Source organism: Streptomyces sp. NPDC004327 (assembly GCF_042873935.1).
Classification (GTDB): Bacteria; Actinomycetota; Actinomycetes; order Streptomycetales; family Streptomycetaceae; genus Streptomyces.
This window is the reverse complement of sequence record NZ_JBIAME010000002.1, coordinates 564,619-578,479: the sequence shown is the minus strand read 5'-3', so window position 1 is coordinate 578,479 and position 13,861 is coordinate 564,619. Positions and strand designations below refer to the sequence as shown.

General features: G+C 74.8%; 13 protein-coding genes. 10 read left to right on the top strand and 3 right to left on the bottom strand.

Features of this window, described 5'->3' with window-relative positions:
* Positions 1–233: 233 nt before the first annotated feature.
* Positions 234–947: a hypothetical protein gene (locus ACFYU9_RS08625; protein ID WP_389206735.1), complete on the bottom strand. Its 714-nt coding sequence runs from the start codon at positions 945–947 to the stop codon at positions 234–236.
* 71 nt (positions 948–1,018) lie between these two features.
* Here ACFYU9_RS08625 and ACFYU9_RS08620 point away from each other — a divergent pair, with 71 nt between their 5' ends.
* Genes ACFYU9_RS08620 through ACFYU9_RS08610 form a run of 3 tightly spaced genes read left to right on the top strand, consistent with a single transcriptional unit; the run spans position 1,019 to position 4,691 of the window.
* Complete coding sequence (locus tag ACFYU9_RS08620; RefSeq protein ID WP_389205906.1) at positions 1,019–1,744, top strand: aquaporin; 726 nt, start codon at positions 1,019–1,021, stop codon at positions 1,742–1,744.
* A 46-nt stretch (positions 1,745–1,790) separates the two neighbouring features.
* Complete coding sequence (locus ACFYU9_RS08615) at positions 1,791–2,528, top strand: vancomycin high temperature exclusion protein (protein ID WP_389205908.1); 738 nt, start codon at positions 1,791–1,793, stop codon at positions 2,526–2,528.
* A gap of 45 nt (positions 2,529–2,573) precedes the next feature.
* Positions 2,574–4,691: a molybdopterin oxidoreductase family protein gene (locus ACFYU9_RS08610; RefSeq protein ID WP_389205910.1), complete on the top strand. Its 2,118-nt coding sequence runs from the start codon at positions 2,574–2,576 to the stop codon at positions 4,689–4,691.
* A gap of 59 nt (positions 4,692–4,750) precedes the next feature.
* Here the strand turns inward: ACFYU9_RS08610 and cutA are convergent, their stop codons facing one another.
* A complete protein-coding gene (gene cutA / locus ACFYU9_RS08605; protein ID WP_389205912.1) occupies positions 4,751–5,476 on the bottom strand; it encodes a divalent cation tolerance protein CutA in 726 nt (241 codons plus the stop codon).
* A gap of 52 nt (positions 5,477–5,528) precedes the next feature.
* On the opposite strand from cutA, the gene ACFYU9_RS08600 reads away from it, so the two are divergent.
* The 3 genes from ACFYU9_RS08600 (at position 5,529) to ACFYU9_RS08590 (ending at position 7,902) form a co-directional block, all read left to right on the top strand.
* On the top strand, positions 5,529–6,347 hold the full coding sequence (locus ACFYU9_RS08600; RefSeq protein ID WP_389205914.1) for an aminotransferase class IV: 819 nt from the start codon (positions 5,529–5,531) through the stop codon (positions 6,345–6,347).
* Between the two features lie 231 nt (positions 6,348–6,578).
* Entirely contained in the window at positions 6,579–7,157 is a 579-nt protein-coding gene (locus ACFYU9_RS08595) for a hypothetical protein (RefSeq protein ID WP_389205916.1), read from the top strand.
* A 91-nt stretch (positions 7,158–7,248) separates the two neighbouring features.
* Positions 7,249–7,902, top strand: coding sequence for a class F sortase (locus tag ACFYU9_RS08590; RefSeq protein WP_389205918.1), 654 nt, complete (start codon positions 7,249–7,251; stop codon positions 7,900–7,902).
* An 81-nt stretch (positions 7,903–7,983) separates the two neighbouring features.
* Here ACFYU9_RS08590 and ACFYU9_RS08585 read toward each other — a convergent pair whose 3' ends face one another.
* On the bottom strand, positions 7,984–8,769 hold the full coding sequence (locus ACFYU9_RS08585; RefSeq protein WP_389205920.1) for a sulfite exporter TauE/SafE family protein: 786 nt from the start codon (positions 8,767–8,769) through the stop codon (positions 7,984–7,986).
* Positions 8,770–9,089: 320 nt separating this feature from the next.
* Here ACFYU9_RS08585 and ACFYU9_RS08580 point away from each other — a divergent pair, with 320 nt between their 5' ends.
* From ACFYU9_RS08580 to ACFYU9_RS08565, 4 genes are all read left to right on the top strand, one after another.
* Positions 9,090–10,283, top strand: coding sequence for an NAD(P)/FAD-dependent oxidoreductase (locus ACFYU9_RS08580; protein WP_389205922.1), 1,194 nt, complete (start codon positions 9,090–9,092; stop codon positions 10,281–10,283).
* Position 10,284: 1 nt separating this feature from the next.
* Positions 10,285–12,819 carry a nitrite reductase large subunit NirB gene (gene nirB, locus ACFYU9_RS08575; RefSeq protein ID WP_389205924.1) on the top strand — a complete coding sequence of 845 codons (2,535 nt, stop codon included), beginning with the start codon at positions 10,285–10,287 and terminating at the stop codon, positions 12,817–12,819.
* Positions 12,816–13,157, top strand: a complete 342-nt coding sequence (gene nirD / locus ACFYU9_RS08570; RefSeq protein ID WP_389205926.1) for a nitrite reductase small subunit NirD — start codon at positions 12,816–12,818, stop codon at positions 13,155–13,157. The genes nirB and nirD overlap by 4 nt, the downstream gene beginning before the upstream one ends.
* An 88-nt stretch (positions 13,158–13,245) precedes the next feature.
* Positions 13,246–13,830 (top strand): TetR/AcrR family transcriptional regulator, encoded by a 585-nt coding sequence (locus tag ACFYU9_RS08565; RefSeq protein WP_389205928.1) that lies wholly within the window; start codon positions 13,246–13,248, stop codon positions 13,828–13,830.
* Positions 13,831–13,861: the final 31 nt, after the last annotated feature.

Sequence of the window (13,861 nt, the reverse complement as noted above, 5' to 3'; positions counted from 1 at the left end):
GCGGGCGCAAGCGGCTGGGCCCGGCCTTGGGCGGGCGGGCGCAAGCGGCTGGGCCCGGCCTTGGGCGGGCGGGCGCAAGCGGCTGGGCCCGGCCTTGGGCGGGCGGGCGCAAGCGGCTGGGCCCGGCCTTCCGGCGGGCGGGCGTCAGCGGCTGGGCCCGGCCTTCGGGCGGGCGTCAGCGGCCGGTCCCGGGCTTGCGGCGGGCGGCTGCCGCTCGCGGCGACCCGCACCGCTCACCGCGCCAGCCACACCCGCAGCGGTCCGATCGTCTCGAAGCCCGCTTCGAGGGCCGCGTCGAGGTCGTCGCCCGACTCGTAGCCGACGACCGGGCGGTCGGGGGCGGCGTGGGCGAGGGCGCCGGCCCAGGCGTAGGAGGCGGGGACGCCGTCGGTGGTGAAGAGGTTGGAGACGCCGGTGACGCCGGCGCTGTCGGTGAGGACGGCGCCGCCGAGGATCCGGCCGTCGGGGGCGTACCCGGCGACGATCGTCGTGGTGGGGTCGTCGAGGAGTCCGGGGCGGAAGAGCGCGGCCTCGCCGGCGTCGCCGTCGCTCCAGGCGAGGGCCCAGGCGGCGAGTTCGGCGGGGGTGCGGACCGGGCGGTGGCCGGCGGTGACCGGGAGCGCGGGGCGGCCGGCGGGGCGGTGGATCCACTGGGCGTCGAAGAGCGGGACGAACCCCGCCCCGTCCAGGAGGTCCGGTTCGAGGCCGGCGTAGCTGTCCTTGAGCGAGGCGCCCGGGGTGCGGTCGATGGCGGCCAGGAGGTCCTCGGCGGCCGTGTCCGGGGCCAGGGTGACGGCGTCCGGGTAGTAGAGCGGGGTGCGTCGCGGGCTGGTCCAGGCGCGCGGGCCGAAGGCGCCGGGGAGGCCGTGGGCGCGGCACATCGCGTCGCACCAGTCGGCGTTGTTGCGGACGGCGGCGGCGAGAAGCGCGTCTTCAGTGATCACCAGCGGATCCTACGGAGACCCGTCCCTCTCCTCACCTCTTTTTCTCTTCCGAATCACGGAATATCTTTTCCGCCATGAGAATGTCCCTTGTGCCGCTCCCCCGGCGCGCCCTCGCCGAGTTCACCGGCACCGCCGCCCTCGTCGCCGTCATCGTCGGCTCCGGCCTGCGCGCCGACGCCCTCAGCCCGGACTCCGGCGTCCGGCTGCTCGCCAACGCCGCCGCGTCCGCCATCGGGCTCGGCCTGCTCATCGCGCTCATCGGCCCGCTCTCCGGCGCCCACTTCAACCCGGTCGTCACGCTCTCCGAGTGGTGGGCGCGGCGGCATGAGGACGGCGGCCGCGAGGCGGTCCTCTACGTCGCCGCCCAGCTCGCCGGCGCGGTCACCGGGGCGCTGCTCGCCGAGGCGATGTTCGGCCGCGTGCCCGGCGCCGCCCTCGCCACCACCGAGCGCGCCGAACTCCACCTGCTGCTCGGCGAGGCCGTCGCCACTGCCGGGCTCGTCCTCGTCGTCCGGGGCCTGCGGCGCACCGGCCGCCCGGCCCTCGCCCCGGTCGCCGTCGCCGGCTACGTCGGCGCGGCGATCTGGTTCACCTCCTCCGGCTCCTTCGCCAACCCGGCGGCCACCGTCGGCCGCGCCCTGTCCGACTCCTTCACCGGCATCGCGCCCGGCTCCGTGCCCGCTTTCGCCGCCGCGCAGTTCCTCGGGATGCTCGGCGGCATGGGCCTGGCCGGTGTGCTGTACGGCACGGAGCGGGGCGGCGGCGAACCGGAGCCCGCCGAAACGCGTCGGACGGTGTGACAACACCCCGAAGCCCCTGAACCCCGAAGCCCCGGAGGTCCCACCCATGCGCGGCGTCCGCCTGCCCCGCCTGCCCCGCCTCCCCCGCACCACCCGGGGCCGCCGCCGCGCCGTCCGGGCCGTGATGCTGGTGGCCGTGCTCGTCCTCGCCCCGGCCGCGTGGCTGCACACCACCACCGCCGACCGTCTGCGCACCACCGCCGACGTGCCCGCCCAGGACGTCGCCGTGGTGTTCGGCGCCGGACTGTGGAAGGGCCGCCCGACCCCGTACCTCGCGCACCGCCTCGACGCCGCCGCCGAGCTCTACCGCACCGGCAAGGTCAGGGTCCTGCTCGTCACCGGCGACAACAGCCGCACCGAGTACGACGAACCGAGCGCCATGCGGACCTACCTGGAGCGGCGCGGGGTGCCCGACTCCCAGGTGGTCAGCGACTACGCGGGCTTCGACACCTGGGACTCGTGCGTGCGCGCCAAGAAGGTCTTCGGCGTGGACCGGGCCGTGCTCGTCACCCAGGACTTCCACGTGAAGCGGGCCCTGGCGCTGTGCGAGGCGGCGGGCGTGGAGTCGTACGGGGTCGGCGTCGGCGAGCCGCACGACGCCACCTGGTACTACGGCACCACCCGCGAGATCGGCGCGGCCGGGAAGGCGGCCCTGGACGCGGCCCTGCGCCCCGACCCGACGTTCCTCGGCGCCAAGGAGGACGGGGTGGCGAAGGCGCTGGCCGCGCCCGGCGCCTCACCCGCCGCCGCCGTCCGGCAGGAGCGCCGGGCAGCGCGCCCGTAATGCGGCGCGGCCTCGCCCGTAACACGCGCGCCGCATCCTCGGGTCATGTCAGAGGCCGAGGTCACCACCGTCCCGCCCGTCCCCACGCACTGCCCCTACTGCGCCCTCCAGTGCGGCATGAACCTGCGGCCCACCACCGGGGACCTGCCCGTCGAGGTGGTCGACCGGCCCGAATTCCCCGTCAACCGGGGCGCGCTGTGCGGCAAGGGCCGCACCGCCCCCGCCGTGCTCTCCTCCCGGGTCCGGCTCACCGAGCCCCTGGTCCGCTGCCCTGACACGGGCGCGCTGAAGCCCGCGGCCTGGGAGGAGGCCCTGGCCGCCGTCGCCGCCGGACTGCGCCGCGCCCGCGAGGGCCACGGGGCCGACTCCGTGGGGGTCTTCGGCGGCGGCGGCCTCACCAACGAGAAGGCGTACGCGCTCGGCAAGTTCGCCCGGCTCGTCCTCGGCACCTCGCAGATCGACTACAACGGGCGCTTCTGCATGTCGTCGGCCGCCGCAGCGCACCAGCGCGCCTTCGGGCTCGACCGCGGCCTGCCCTTCCCGCTGGAGGACGTCGCGCGGACCGGCTGCCTGATCCTCGTCGGCTCCAACCTCGCCGAGACCATGCCGCCCGCGCTGCGCCACCTCACCGAGCTGAAGGAGAACGGCGGCCGGCTGATCGTCGTCGACCCGCGCCGCACCCGCACCGCCGAACAGGCCGACCTGCACCTCGCCCCGCGCCCCGGCACCGATCTGGCGCTCGCGCTCGGCATGCTGCACCTGGTCGTCGCCGAGGGCCGGGTCGACGAGGAGTTCGTCGCCGCGCGCACGGAGGGCTGGGCGGCGGCCCGGGCCGGGGCGATGTCCCACTGGCCCGAGCACGTCGAGCGGATCACCGGCGTGCCGGTGCCGCAACTGCGCGAGGCGGTGCGGATGTTCGCCGGGGCGGGCAGCGGCATGGTGCTCACCGCGCGCGGCCCCGAGCAGCAGTCCAAGGGCACCGACACCGTCGGCGCCTGGATCAACCTGTGCCTGGCCACCGGCAGGGCCGGCCGGCCGCTCAGCGGCTACGGCTGCCTGACCGGCCAGGGCAACGGCCAGGGCGGCCGCGAGCACGGCCAGAAGGCCGACCAGCTGCCCGGCTACCGCAGGCTCGACGACCCGGCGGCCCGCGAGCACGTCGCCGGGGTGTGGGGAGTCCCGCCGGAGTCGCTGCCGGGGCCGGGCCGGAGCGCGTACGAACTCCTCGACGCGCTCGGCGGCGACATCCGCGCCCTGCTCCTCATGGGCTCCAACCCGGTGGTCTCCGCCCCGCGCGCCGCGCACGTCGAGGAGCGGCTGAGGTCGCTCGACTTCCTCGCCGTCGCCGACGTCGTCCTCTCCGAGACCGCCGCGCTCGCCGACGTCGTCCTGCCCGTCACCCAGTGGGCCGAGGAGACCGGCACCACCACCAACCTGGAGGGCCGCGTGCTGCTGCGCCGGCGCGCCCTCACCCCGCCGCCCGGCGTCCGCAGCGACCTGGAGGTGCTGCACGGGCTCGCGGCCCTGCTCGGCCGGGAGAAGGGCTTCCCGGCCGATCCCGAGGAGGTCTTCGAGGAGCTGCGGCGCGCCTCGGCGGGCGGCCCGGCCGACTACGCGGGCATCAGCTACCGCCGGATCGAGGAGGAGCAGGGCGTGTTCTGGCCCTGCCCGGACGAGGCGGGCGCCGGCACCCCGCGGCTCTTCCTCGACCGCTTCGCGACGCCCGACGGACGGGCCCGGTTCGTGCCGGTCGTGCACCGGGCGGCGGCGGAGGAGACCGACGCCGGCTACCCGGTGGTCCTGACGACCGGCCGGGTCGTCTCCCAGTACCAGTCGGGCGCGCAGACCCGCCGCGTCGCCGAGCTGAACGCGGCCGCGCCCGGCTCCTTCGTCGAGCTCCACCCGCGGCTCGCCGAGCGGATCGGCGTCGCGGACGGCGAGCCCGTCGCGGTGGTGTCGCGGCGCGGCCGGGCGGTGGCGCCGGCCCGGATCACGGCCGCGATCCGCCCGGACACCGTCTTCATGCCGTTCCACTGGCCGGGCGAGGGCCGCGCGAACACGCTGACCAACCCGGCGCTCGACCCGGTGTCGAAGATGCCGGAGTTCAAGGTGTGCGCGGTCCGCCTGGAGCGCGCCTCGGACGGGGGCAGCACGGCCGGCTGAACCGGTCGCCGCCCTCAAGGTGTGCGCCGTCCGCCTGGAGCGGGCCGCGGACGGGGGCGCTACGGCCGGTCGAACCAGTCGCCGCTCTCGATGACGGCGCCGAGCGGCGCGTCCTCCGTCGCCAGGAACACCCAGGCCGACACCCGCGCCCCGTCCCGCACCCGCTCGACGTCCATCGCCACCCGCTCGTAGCCGACGGGCAGCTCCAGGCGGTCGAGCAGGCCGAACAGGTCGCCGTAGTCGCCGGGCGAGGCCGTGAGCAGGGTGCCGACGACCCGGCCGCCGTCCGCCGGGACGACGTAGGGATAGCCGGGGCCGTCGTGCAGGACCGCCCCGTGCAGCACGGCGTCCGCCTCGGTGCCGATCCGGCCGGCGAGGAAGCGGTCGTGGTTGTACGCGCCCGGGCGCAGCGTCCCGTACACGAAGAACGGCAGCTCGTCGTCGGCCGGCGCGGGCGCCTCGATCGCCGCGGCCGGCGCGGTCTCCCGCTCGACCCAGCGGGCGTACTCCGCGCTCACCCGGGCCACCCGGGTGGCCAGGACCTCGGGCGTCCCGTGGTCGTGGGCGGCGAGCAGGTGGGTCTCCAGGGCCTGGTAGCGGGCCTCGGTGGTCTCGAACTCCACCTGCCACTCCTCGGCGGTCTCGATCGCGCCCTGCCGGTGGTGGACGGAGGTGACGGGCCCGGAGACCTGCGCGCGGGCGGCGAGCCGGGCCTCGACGGCGCCGCGGGCCAGGGCGTCGGCCTTGGCGCGGGCGTCGGTGGTGGTGCGGACGGTGACGATCACTTCTTCACCGTACGGGCGAACCGGGCCGCGTGCAGCGGCATACGGTGGGGCCATGACGACGCCTCCCGCCGCACCCGGTGCGCCCCAGCCCCTGTACGTCGAGATCGACGGCGCTCCGGCGGCCGCCGAGCCGGGCCTCCTCGCGTCCCTGCTGAGCGGCTACGGGCACTACACGGCGATGCAGGTGCGCGACGGCCGGGTCCAGGGCCTCGGCCTGCACCTGGAGCGGCTCGACGGGTCGACGCGCGAGCTGTTCGGGCAGGGCCTGAACGGCGGGCGGGTGCGGGCGCTGCTCGCCGGGGCGCTGGCCGGGTCGGGCCGCCGGGACGCGTCGGCGCGGGTGTACGTGTACGAAGGGGCCGGGAGCGACGGGGCCGCCGGCGGCGGGCCGCGCACGGTGGTGACCGTACGGGCGCCGTTCGCGCCGGAGCGGTCGCCGAAGGCCCTGAAGTCCGTCCGGTACTGGCGTCCGGCGGCGCACATCAAGCACCTGGGCGGCTTCGGGCAGCGCTACCACGGTGACGCGGCCCGCCGGGCGGGCTTCGACGAGGCGCTGCTCACCGACGGCCCCTCGCGCGAGATCGCCGAGGGCGCGGTCACCAACATCGCGTTCTGGGACGGCACTTCGGCGATCTGGCCGGCGGCGCCGCATCTGGCCGGCACCACCATGGCCCTGGTGGCCCCGCGGCTGCCGTCGGTGACCCGGCCCGTGCACCTGGCGGAGGTGCCGTACTTCCGCGCGGCCTTCGTGACGAGCGCGCGCGGGATCGCCCCGGTCACCCGGATCGACGACACGCCGCTGCGGGTGGACGAGGAGCTGATGGCGCGGGTGCACGCGGCGCACGAGGCGGCGCCCTGGGACGCGCTGTAGGCGGCTGATCGCGGCGAGGCCCCGGAGGCGGTCACCCGTTCGGCACGGACCGTCAGCTGACGCCGCGACATCGGCTCCGACCTGCGACGACGCCAAAAATCCAGGCGACGCGCCGCACCGGACGGAGTAATTCTGACGGGACATCAGCAGGCGGGCCGGCCGGGCACGCATTTATGTCGGTCCTACGGAAGCCCCTTTCCGAAGACCGTACGCGCGCCCCGGAGGTCCCCCATGCGCCGCACCCCTGCCCGACTGCTCACCGGTACCGCGCTGACGTTCGCCGCCCTCGGCGTCTTCGCCACCGGTCCCGTGGCCTTCGCCAACGGAGACCAGAACAACGACAACGACCACAACAGCGGCGGGGACCACAACGGCAACTGGCAGCAGGGCGGCTCGGAGACGCTGGAGATCTTCCCCTCCTCGGCCTCCCCGGGCGAGACCGTCACGGTGAACACCACCGCCTGCGGCGAGCACGGCCACGGCGTGGGCAAGACGGACGGGCTCGGCGCGGGCGAGTTCCAGCTGAACCCGAGCACGCACAAGCAGGTCGTGGTCGGCCAGTTCACGGTGCCGCACCACGCCGAGTCCGGGACGTTCACCATCAGCGTCCACTGCGACAACGGCAGGTCGGCGCGCGGCGAGCTCTTCGTCCAGCACAAGAGCCCCAGCGGCCATGTGCAGACCGGTGTGGGCGGCAGCGTCGGCCCCGACACCACCCAGGTCGCGGCGGGCGCGGCGGTGCTGGCCGCGGCCGCCGTCGGCGGTACGTGGCTCCTGCGCCGCCGGGCGAGCGGCGCGCAGGACGGCTGACCCTACCGCCATCGTCCTGTCCCCGCCGCGCGCCCGCTGACGGCCCGGCGGGGGCAGGATCACTCCTCTGACGGGAAGGATTCGAGGCGCCGTGACCAACAGGAGCAAGGGCTGGGGCATCGCGGTCGCCGCCTGTGTGGGCCTGTGGATGATCCAGAACGGATCCGGCCAGGTCACCCCGCCCGTGCCGTCGGCGGCGCAGGCCTTCGCCGCCGGGCCGAGCGTCCACACCGACGCCGCCGCCGACCCGCTCCCGCCGTCCGTCCCGGTCCGGCTGCGCATCCCCGAGATCGACGTCGACGCGCCGCTGACCGGCCTCGGGCTCGGCGCGGACGGCGCGCTCGACGTGCCGCCTGCCGCCGACCGCAATCTGGCCGGCTGGTACGAGGACGGCACCCGGCCCGGCGCCAAGGGCACCGCGATCGTCGCCGGCCACGTCGACAACGCGCAGGGTCCGGCGGTCTTCTACGCGCTCGGCGCGCTGAAGAAGGGCCACCGGATCGAGGTGGACCGCAAGGACGGCCGGACGGCGGTCTTCACGATCGACGCGGTCGAGGTCTACGACAAGAGCGCCTTCCCGGACGCCAAGGTGTACGGCGAGGCGGACCGGGCCGAGATCCGGGTGATCACCTGCGGCGGCGGCTTCTCTCGGAAGGCGGGCGGCTACCAGGGCAACGTGGTCGCCTTCGGCCATCTCATCGGCGTGAAGCAGGCCCGGCCGGGCACGGCAGCCGGATCCGCCTAGGTCCGGACACCCTCTGGGTCCGGACACCCCCTGGGTCCGCACACCCCCTGGGCCCGGGCGGCTTCCAGGCCCGGGCGGCTTCTAGGCCCACTGGTCGAAGGCGAGCTTCGCGACCAGCGAGAAGACGACCACGAGCAGCACCCCGCGCACGAACTCGGCGCCCTTCGCCAGGGCCATCCGGGCGCCGATCGTCCCGCCGAGCAGGTTGAAGACGGCCATGACGGCGGCGAGCTGCCAGAGCACATGGCCCTGGTAGGCGAACATCGCGAGCGCGCCGGCGTTGGTGCAGACGTTGACGATCTTCGAGGTGGCGGAGGCCGTCACCAGGTCCAGGTGGAGCACGGCGGTCAGGGCGAGCACGAGGAAGGTGCCGGTGCCGGGGCCGAAGAGGCCGTCGTAGAAGCCGATGCCGCCGCCGACCACCACGATCGCGGTGACGATCCGGGCCCGGGTGAGCGCCGGCCGCTCCGTGCCCTCCGCCCGGGTGCCGAAGGTCGGCCGGAACATGACGAAGGCGGCCACCCCGAGCAGCACGACCATGATGACCGGGCGGAGTACGGCGCTGCTGATGCCGGCCGCGAAGAAGGCGCCGCCCATCGAACCGGCGAGGGCGGCGAGTCCGATCCGTACCGCCATGCCGACCTTCACGGGCGTCTTGCGCAGGTAGGTGACGGCCGCGCCGGTGGTGCCGACGATCGACACGGCCTTGTTGGTGCCGAGGATCTGCGCGGCCGCCACGTGCGGCAGGCCGAGCAGCAGAGCGGGCAGCTGGAGCAGCCCGCCGCCCCCGACCACGGCATCGATCCAGCCGGCGGCGAAGGCCGCGATGCAGAGCAGGACAAGAGTGGTCAGGGATATGTCAGGCATGGGCGTGAGCCTAGGAACAGATGAGTGTGCCGTCCATCAATCGCCGGAGTCTTGAGCAATGTCAGAGCTTGAGGTGCGGGCCCGGTGGTCCCGGTCGGGGCGGGCGGGCGGGCGGTTAATCCTGCGTGATCCCGCGCGGCTCATCCTGCGTGGTCCCGCGCGGCCCCATCCTGCGTGGTCCCGCGCGGCCCCATCCTGCGCGGTCCCGCGCGGTCAGCGCGAGGGCCTCACAGCGGCCCCGCCGGGCCGTGAGTGCAGCGTTCCGTACGGGAAACAGCCGGGATGCCGACGGGTAACACCGGCGCCGCACGCTTCCCGGCATGAGTACACGGATCGTGGTGGTCGGGGGCGGAACGGCGGGCGCCCGGCTCGCCCAGCGCCTGCCGGTCACGCTCCTCGGCGAGGAGCCGCACGCCCCGTACAACCGGGTGCTGCTCGCGGACGTCCTCGCCGGCCGGTACGGCCCCGAGGTCGTCGCCCTGCCCGCGCCGCGCGAGCCGGCCCGGCTCGGCGTCAGGGCGGTACGGATCGACCGCGCGGCCCGCACGGTCGCGTGCGCGGACGGCTCGCTCGTCCCGTACGACCGCCTGGTGCTCGCCACCGGCTCGGCGCCGGTCCTGCCGCCGCTGCGCGGCCTGCGCGGCCTGCGCGGCGCCGAACTCCCTTCCGGTGTCCTTCCGTTCCGCACGATGGACGACTGCCTGGCGCTGCGCGGGCGGGTGCGTCCGGGGGTGCGGGCGGTCGTCATCGGCGGCGGGCTGCTCGGCGTCTCGGCGGCGCGGGCCCTCGCGGCGCTCGGCGCCGAGGTCCTGCTCGCCCAGCAGGTCGAGCACCTGATGGAACGCCAGCTGGACTCCGGCTCCTCCGGCTTGCTGCGCGAGCACCTCGTCTCCCTCGGCGTCGAGGTGCACACCGGGTGCCGCGTCACCGGCCTGCGCCGGCAAGGCGGCGCCGTCACGGCGGTCGAACTCGCCGACGGCTTCGTCCTCGACGCGCAGGTCGTCGTCCTCGCGTGCGGCGTGCGCCCCAGGGTCGCGCTGGCCCGCGAGGCCGGCCTCGACGTCCGCACGGGCGTCGTCGTCGACGACGAACTGCGCACCTCGGACCCGTACATCCACGCGATCGGCGACTGCGCGGAGCACGGAGGGCGGGTGTACGGCCTCGCGGGCCCGGCGCTGGACCAGGCGGACGTGCTGACGGACCTGCTCCTGGGCGGCGCGCCGCGCTACGCCGGCACCCGCGCGCTCACCCGGCTCACCCTCGGCGGCGCCGGCTCGCTCGACCTCGCCGCCTTCGGCGAGACCACGCCCGCTCCCGGCGACGACGTCGTCCGGCTCACCGACGCCACCCGCCGCGCCTACCGCAAGGTCGTCGTCCGGGGTGACCGGCTCGTCGGGGGCGTGCTGCTCGGCGATCTCGGCGCGGTCGGGACGCTGGCCCGGGCCTGGGAGGGCGACGAGGCCCTGCCCGACGCCCCGCTGCTGCACCTGCTCACCCACGACGGAGGCTCCTGAGATGACGACCCCGTACACCCCCACCCTCGTGCTGGTCGGCCACGGCATGGTCGGCCAGCGGTTCCTGGAGGCGCTCGCGGACCGGGGCGTCACCGCGCGGACGCGGGTCGTGGTGCTCTGCGAGGAGCCCCGGCCGGCGTACGACCGCGTGCAGCTGACCTCGTACTTCTCCGGGAAGACGCCCGAGGACCTGTCCCTGGTCGAGGACGGGTTCATGGCGCGGCACGGCATCGAGCTGTACACGGGTGACCCGGCGGTCGCCGTGGACCGCGCGGCGCGGACGGTGACCGCCCGCTCCGGGCAGGTCTTCGCGTACGACACGCTGGTGCTCGCCACCGGCTCGTACCCGTTCGTGCCGCCCGTGCCCGGCAAGGACGCGGACGGCTGCTTCGTCTACCGCACGATCGAGGACCTGCTCGCGATCGAGGAGTACGCGAAGGGGCGGACGACCGGCGCGGTGGTCGGCGGCGGGCTGCTCGGCCTGGAGGCGGCGGGCGCGCTGAAGGGCCTCGGGCTCGACACGCACGTCGTGGAGTTCGCGCCGCGGCTGATGCCGGTGCAGGTCGACGAGGGCGGCGGCGCGGCCCTGCTGCGCACGATCGAGCGGATGGGGCTGACCGTGCACACCGGCGCGGGCACGCGGGAGGTGGTGACCGAGGACGGCGCGGTCACGGCGATGCGCCTGTCGGACGGCTCCGAACTGGCCACGGAGATGGTGGTGTTCTCGGCGGGTGTCCGCCCGCGCGACCAGCTGGCCCGCGACTGCGGCCTGACGGTCGGCGAGCGCGGCGGCATCGCGGTGGACGAGCTGTGCCGGACGTCGGACCCGGCCGTCTTCGCGATCGGCGAGTGCGCGCTGGCTTCGGACGGCCGGGTGTACGGCCTGGTGGCGCCGGGCTACGAGATGGCGCAGACGGCGGCGGCGGCGATCGCCGGCCTCGAAGGGGAGTCCACGAAGGGCTTCACGGGCGCCGACCTGTCGACGAAGCTGAAGCTGCTCGGTGTGGACGTGGCCTCGTTCGGCGACGCGCACGGCGCGGCCGAGGGCAGCCTGGACGTGGTCTACTCCGACTCGCGCTCGGGCGTCTACAAGAAGCTGGTGGTGGACGGCGAGGGCGTGCTGCTCGGCGGTGTGCTCGTCGGCGACGCCGAGTCGTACGGGCTGCTGCGCCCGCTCACCGGCAGCAGGCCGCCGGTCCCGCCGGAGCGGCTGGTGCTGCCGGCGGGCGCGGGAGCGCCGGCGGCGCTCGGCCCGTCCGCGCTGCCGGACGACGCCGTGATCTGCTCCTGTCACCACGTGACCAAGCGGGCCGTCACGCGGTGCGCGACGCTATCCGAGGTGAAGAAGTGCACCAAGGCCGGCACGGGCTGCGGCAGTTGCGTGAAGGTGATCGAGAAGCTGCTGCCGGCGGCGGCCGGCAAAGGACTCTGCGGCTGCTTCTCGTACACCCGCGGCGAGCTCTACGAGATCGCCCGCACCCTGCGCGTGACGTCGTTCGCCGCGCTGCTCGACTCGCACGGGCGGGCGGAGGCGAAGGGCGACGACGGCTGCGAGGTGTGCAAGCCGGCCGTCGGGTCGATCCTGGCCGGCCTCGGCAACGGCTACATCCTGGACGGGGAGCAGGCGGCCCTCCAGGACACCAACGACCACCATCTCGCCAACCTCCAGCGCAACGGCTCCTATTCGGTGGTGCCGCGCATCCCGGGCGGCGAGATCACCCCGGAGAAGCTGATCGTGATCGGCGAGGTGGCCCGCGACTTCGGGCTCTACACGAAGATCACCGGCGGTCAGCGGATCGACCTGTTCGGCGCCCGGGTGGAGCAGCTGCCGTCGATCTGGGCGCGGCTCGTCGACGCGGGCTTCGAGTCGGGGCACGCGTACGGCAAGGCGCTGCGCACGGTGAAGTCCTGTGTGGGGCGGACGTGGTGCCGCTACGGGGTGCAGGACTCGGTGCGGATGGCGATCCTCCTCGAACTGCGCTACCGGGGCCTGCGCGCCCCGCACAAGCTGAAGTCGGCGGTCTCGGGCTGTGCCCGCGAGTGCGCGGAGGCCCGGTCGAAGGACTTCGGGATCATCGCGACGGCGAACGGCTGGAACCTGTACGTCGGCGGCAACGGCGGCGCGATGCCGCGCCACGCCGATCTGCTCGCCCAGGACCTCTCGGACGCCGAACTGGTGCGCCTGATCGACCGGTTCCTGATGTTCTACATCCGCACCGCGGACCGCCTGGAGCGCACCTCGGTGTGGCTGGAGCGCCTGGAGGGCGGGCTCGACCGCCTGCGGGACGTGGTCGTGCACGACTCGCTGGGGCTGTGCGAGGAGCTGGAGGCGCTGATGGCGGCGCACGTCGCCGGCTACCGGGACGAGTGGGCCGAGACGCTGGACGACCCGGACCGGCTGCGGCGGTTCGTTTCCTTCGTCAACGCGCCGGAGACGCCGGACCCGTCGGTGCGGTTCGTGCCGGAGCGCGACCAGATCAAGCCGGACCTGACGGTCCTCGCCCTCGGCTCGCGCGAAGGAGCGATGGTCCGATGACGACGCTCGAACTCTCCCCGGGCGCGGACGCCTGGGTGGCGGTCTGCGAGGAGGCGCGGCTCACGCCGGGCCGGGGCGTGACGGCGCTGCTCCCGGACGGCCGGCAGGCGGCGGTCTTCAAGGACCGGGCGGGGCGGACGTACGCGATCGACAACCGCGATCCGTTCACGGGCGCGCAGGTGCTCGCCCGGGGGCTCGTCGGCTCGGCGGGCGGGCGGCCGTTCGTGGCCTCGCCGCTGTTGAAGCAGCGCTTCGACCTGGAGACGGGCCGGTGCCTGGACGACGACGAGGTGACGGTGGCGGTCTATCCCGTGCGCCTCACCCGGAATCCTTCCTGACCGAGCGTTCGTGAACGATCATTCCTGACCGAACATTCTTGACCGATCATTCTTGACCGATCGTTCCGGATAGGCGTACGGTCTCCTCGTGGCCAGGACCAAGGAATTCGATCCCGACGCCGCGCTCCAGGCAGCTCTCGAACTGTTCTGGGCGCGCGGCTACGAGGCGACGACGATGTCGGACCTCGTCGAGCGTCTCGGCATCGGCCGCGCCAGCATCTACGCGACCTTCGGCAGCAAGCACGAGCTGTACGTGCGGGCGCTCGACCGCTACCGCGAGACCCGGGACCCACAGATCATGGCGGAGCTGTCCGCGCCGGGCCCGGCCCTGCCGGCCGTCCGCTCGCTCGTCCGCCGCTTCGCCGCCGAGGCCGCGACCGAGGACCTGCGCCTGAACGGCTGCTTCGTCACCAACTCGGCGGCCGAACTCGGGCCGCACGACCGGACGGTGGCCCGCCGGGTGGAGCTCAGCTGGGAGCAGGTCGAGACCCTGCTGCACGCCGCGCTCGTGCGGGCCCGCGCCCAGGGCGAGCTGCCGGACGACCGCGATCCGCGCTCGCTCGCCCGGATGCTGCTCGTGCTGATGCAGGGCCTCAGGGTGGTCGGCAAGGCGTCGAGCGACCCGGCCCGGGTGCGGGACGCGGCGGAGCAGGCGCTGGCACTGCTGGACTGAAGTGCTCCGGAAGGGGCGCCCACGGGCGCCC

Bases quoted from the DNA above. Each gene is read 5' to 3' on its own strand.
- nirB (WP_389205924.1), top strand. From the start codon at position 10,285: ATGACGACCCCGTACACCCCCACCCTCGTGCTGGTCGGCCACGGCATG.
- ACFYU9_RS08585 (WP_389205920.1), bottom strand. From the start codon at position 8,769: ATGCCTGACATATCCCTGACCACTCTTGTCCTGCTCTGCATCGCGGCC.
- ACFYU9_RS08610 (WP_389205910.1), top strand. From the start codon at position 2,574: ATGTCAGAGGCCGAGGTCACCACCGTCCCGCCCGTCCCCACGCACTGC.
- ACFYU9_RS08595 (WP_389205916.1), top strand. From the start codon at position 6,579: ATGCGCCGCACCCCTGCCCGACTGCTCACCGGTACCGCGCTGACGTTC.
- ACFYU9_RS08615 (WP_389205908.1), top strand. From the start codon at position 1,791: ATGCGCGGCGTCCGCCTGCCCCGCCTGCCCCGCCTCCCCCGCACCACC.
- ACFYU9_RS08580 (WP_389205922.1), top strand. From the start codon at position 9,090: ATGAGTACACGGATCGTGGTGGTCGGGGGCGGAACGGCGGGCGCCCGG.
- ACFYU9_RS08600 (WP_389205914.1), top strand. From the start codon at position 5,529: ATGACGACGCCTCCCGCCGCACCCGGTGCGCCCCAGCCCCTGTACGTC.
- nirD (WP_389205926.1), top strand. From the start codon at position 12,816: ATGACGACGCTCGAACTCTCCCCGGGCGCGGACGCCTGGGTGGCGGTC.
- ACFYU9_RS08620 (WP_389205906.1), top strand. From the start codon at position 1,019: ATGAGAATGTCCCTTGTGCCGCTCCCCCGGCGCGCCCTCGCCGAGTTC.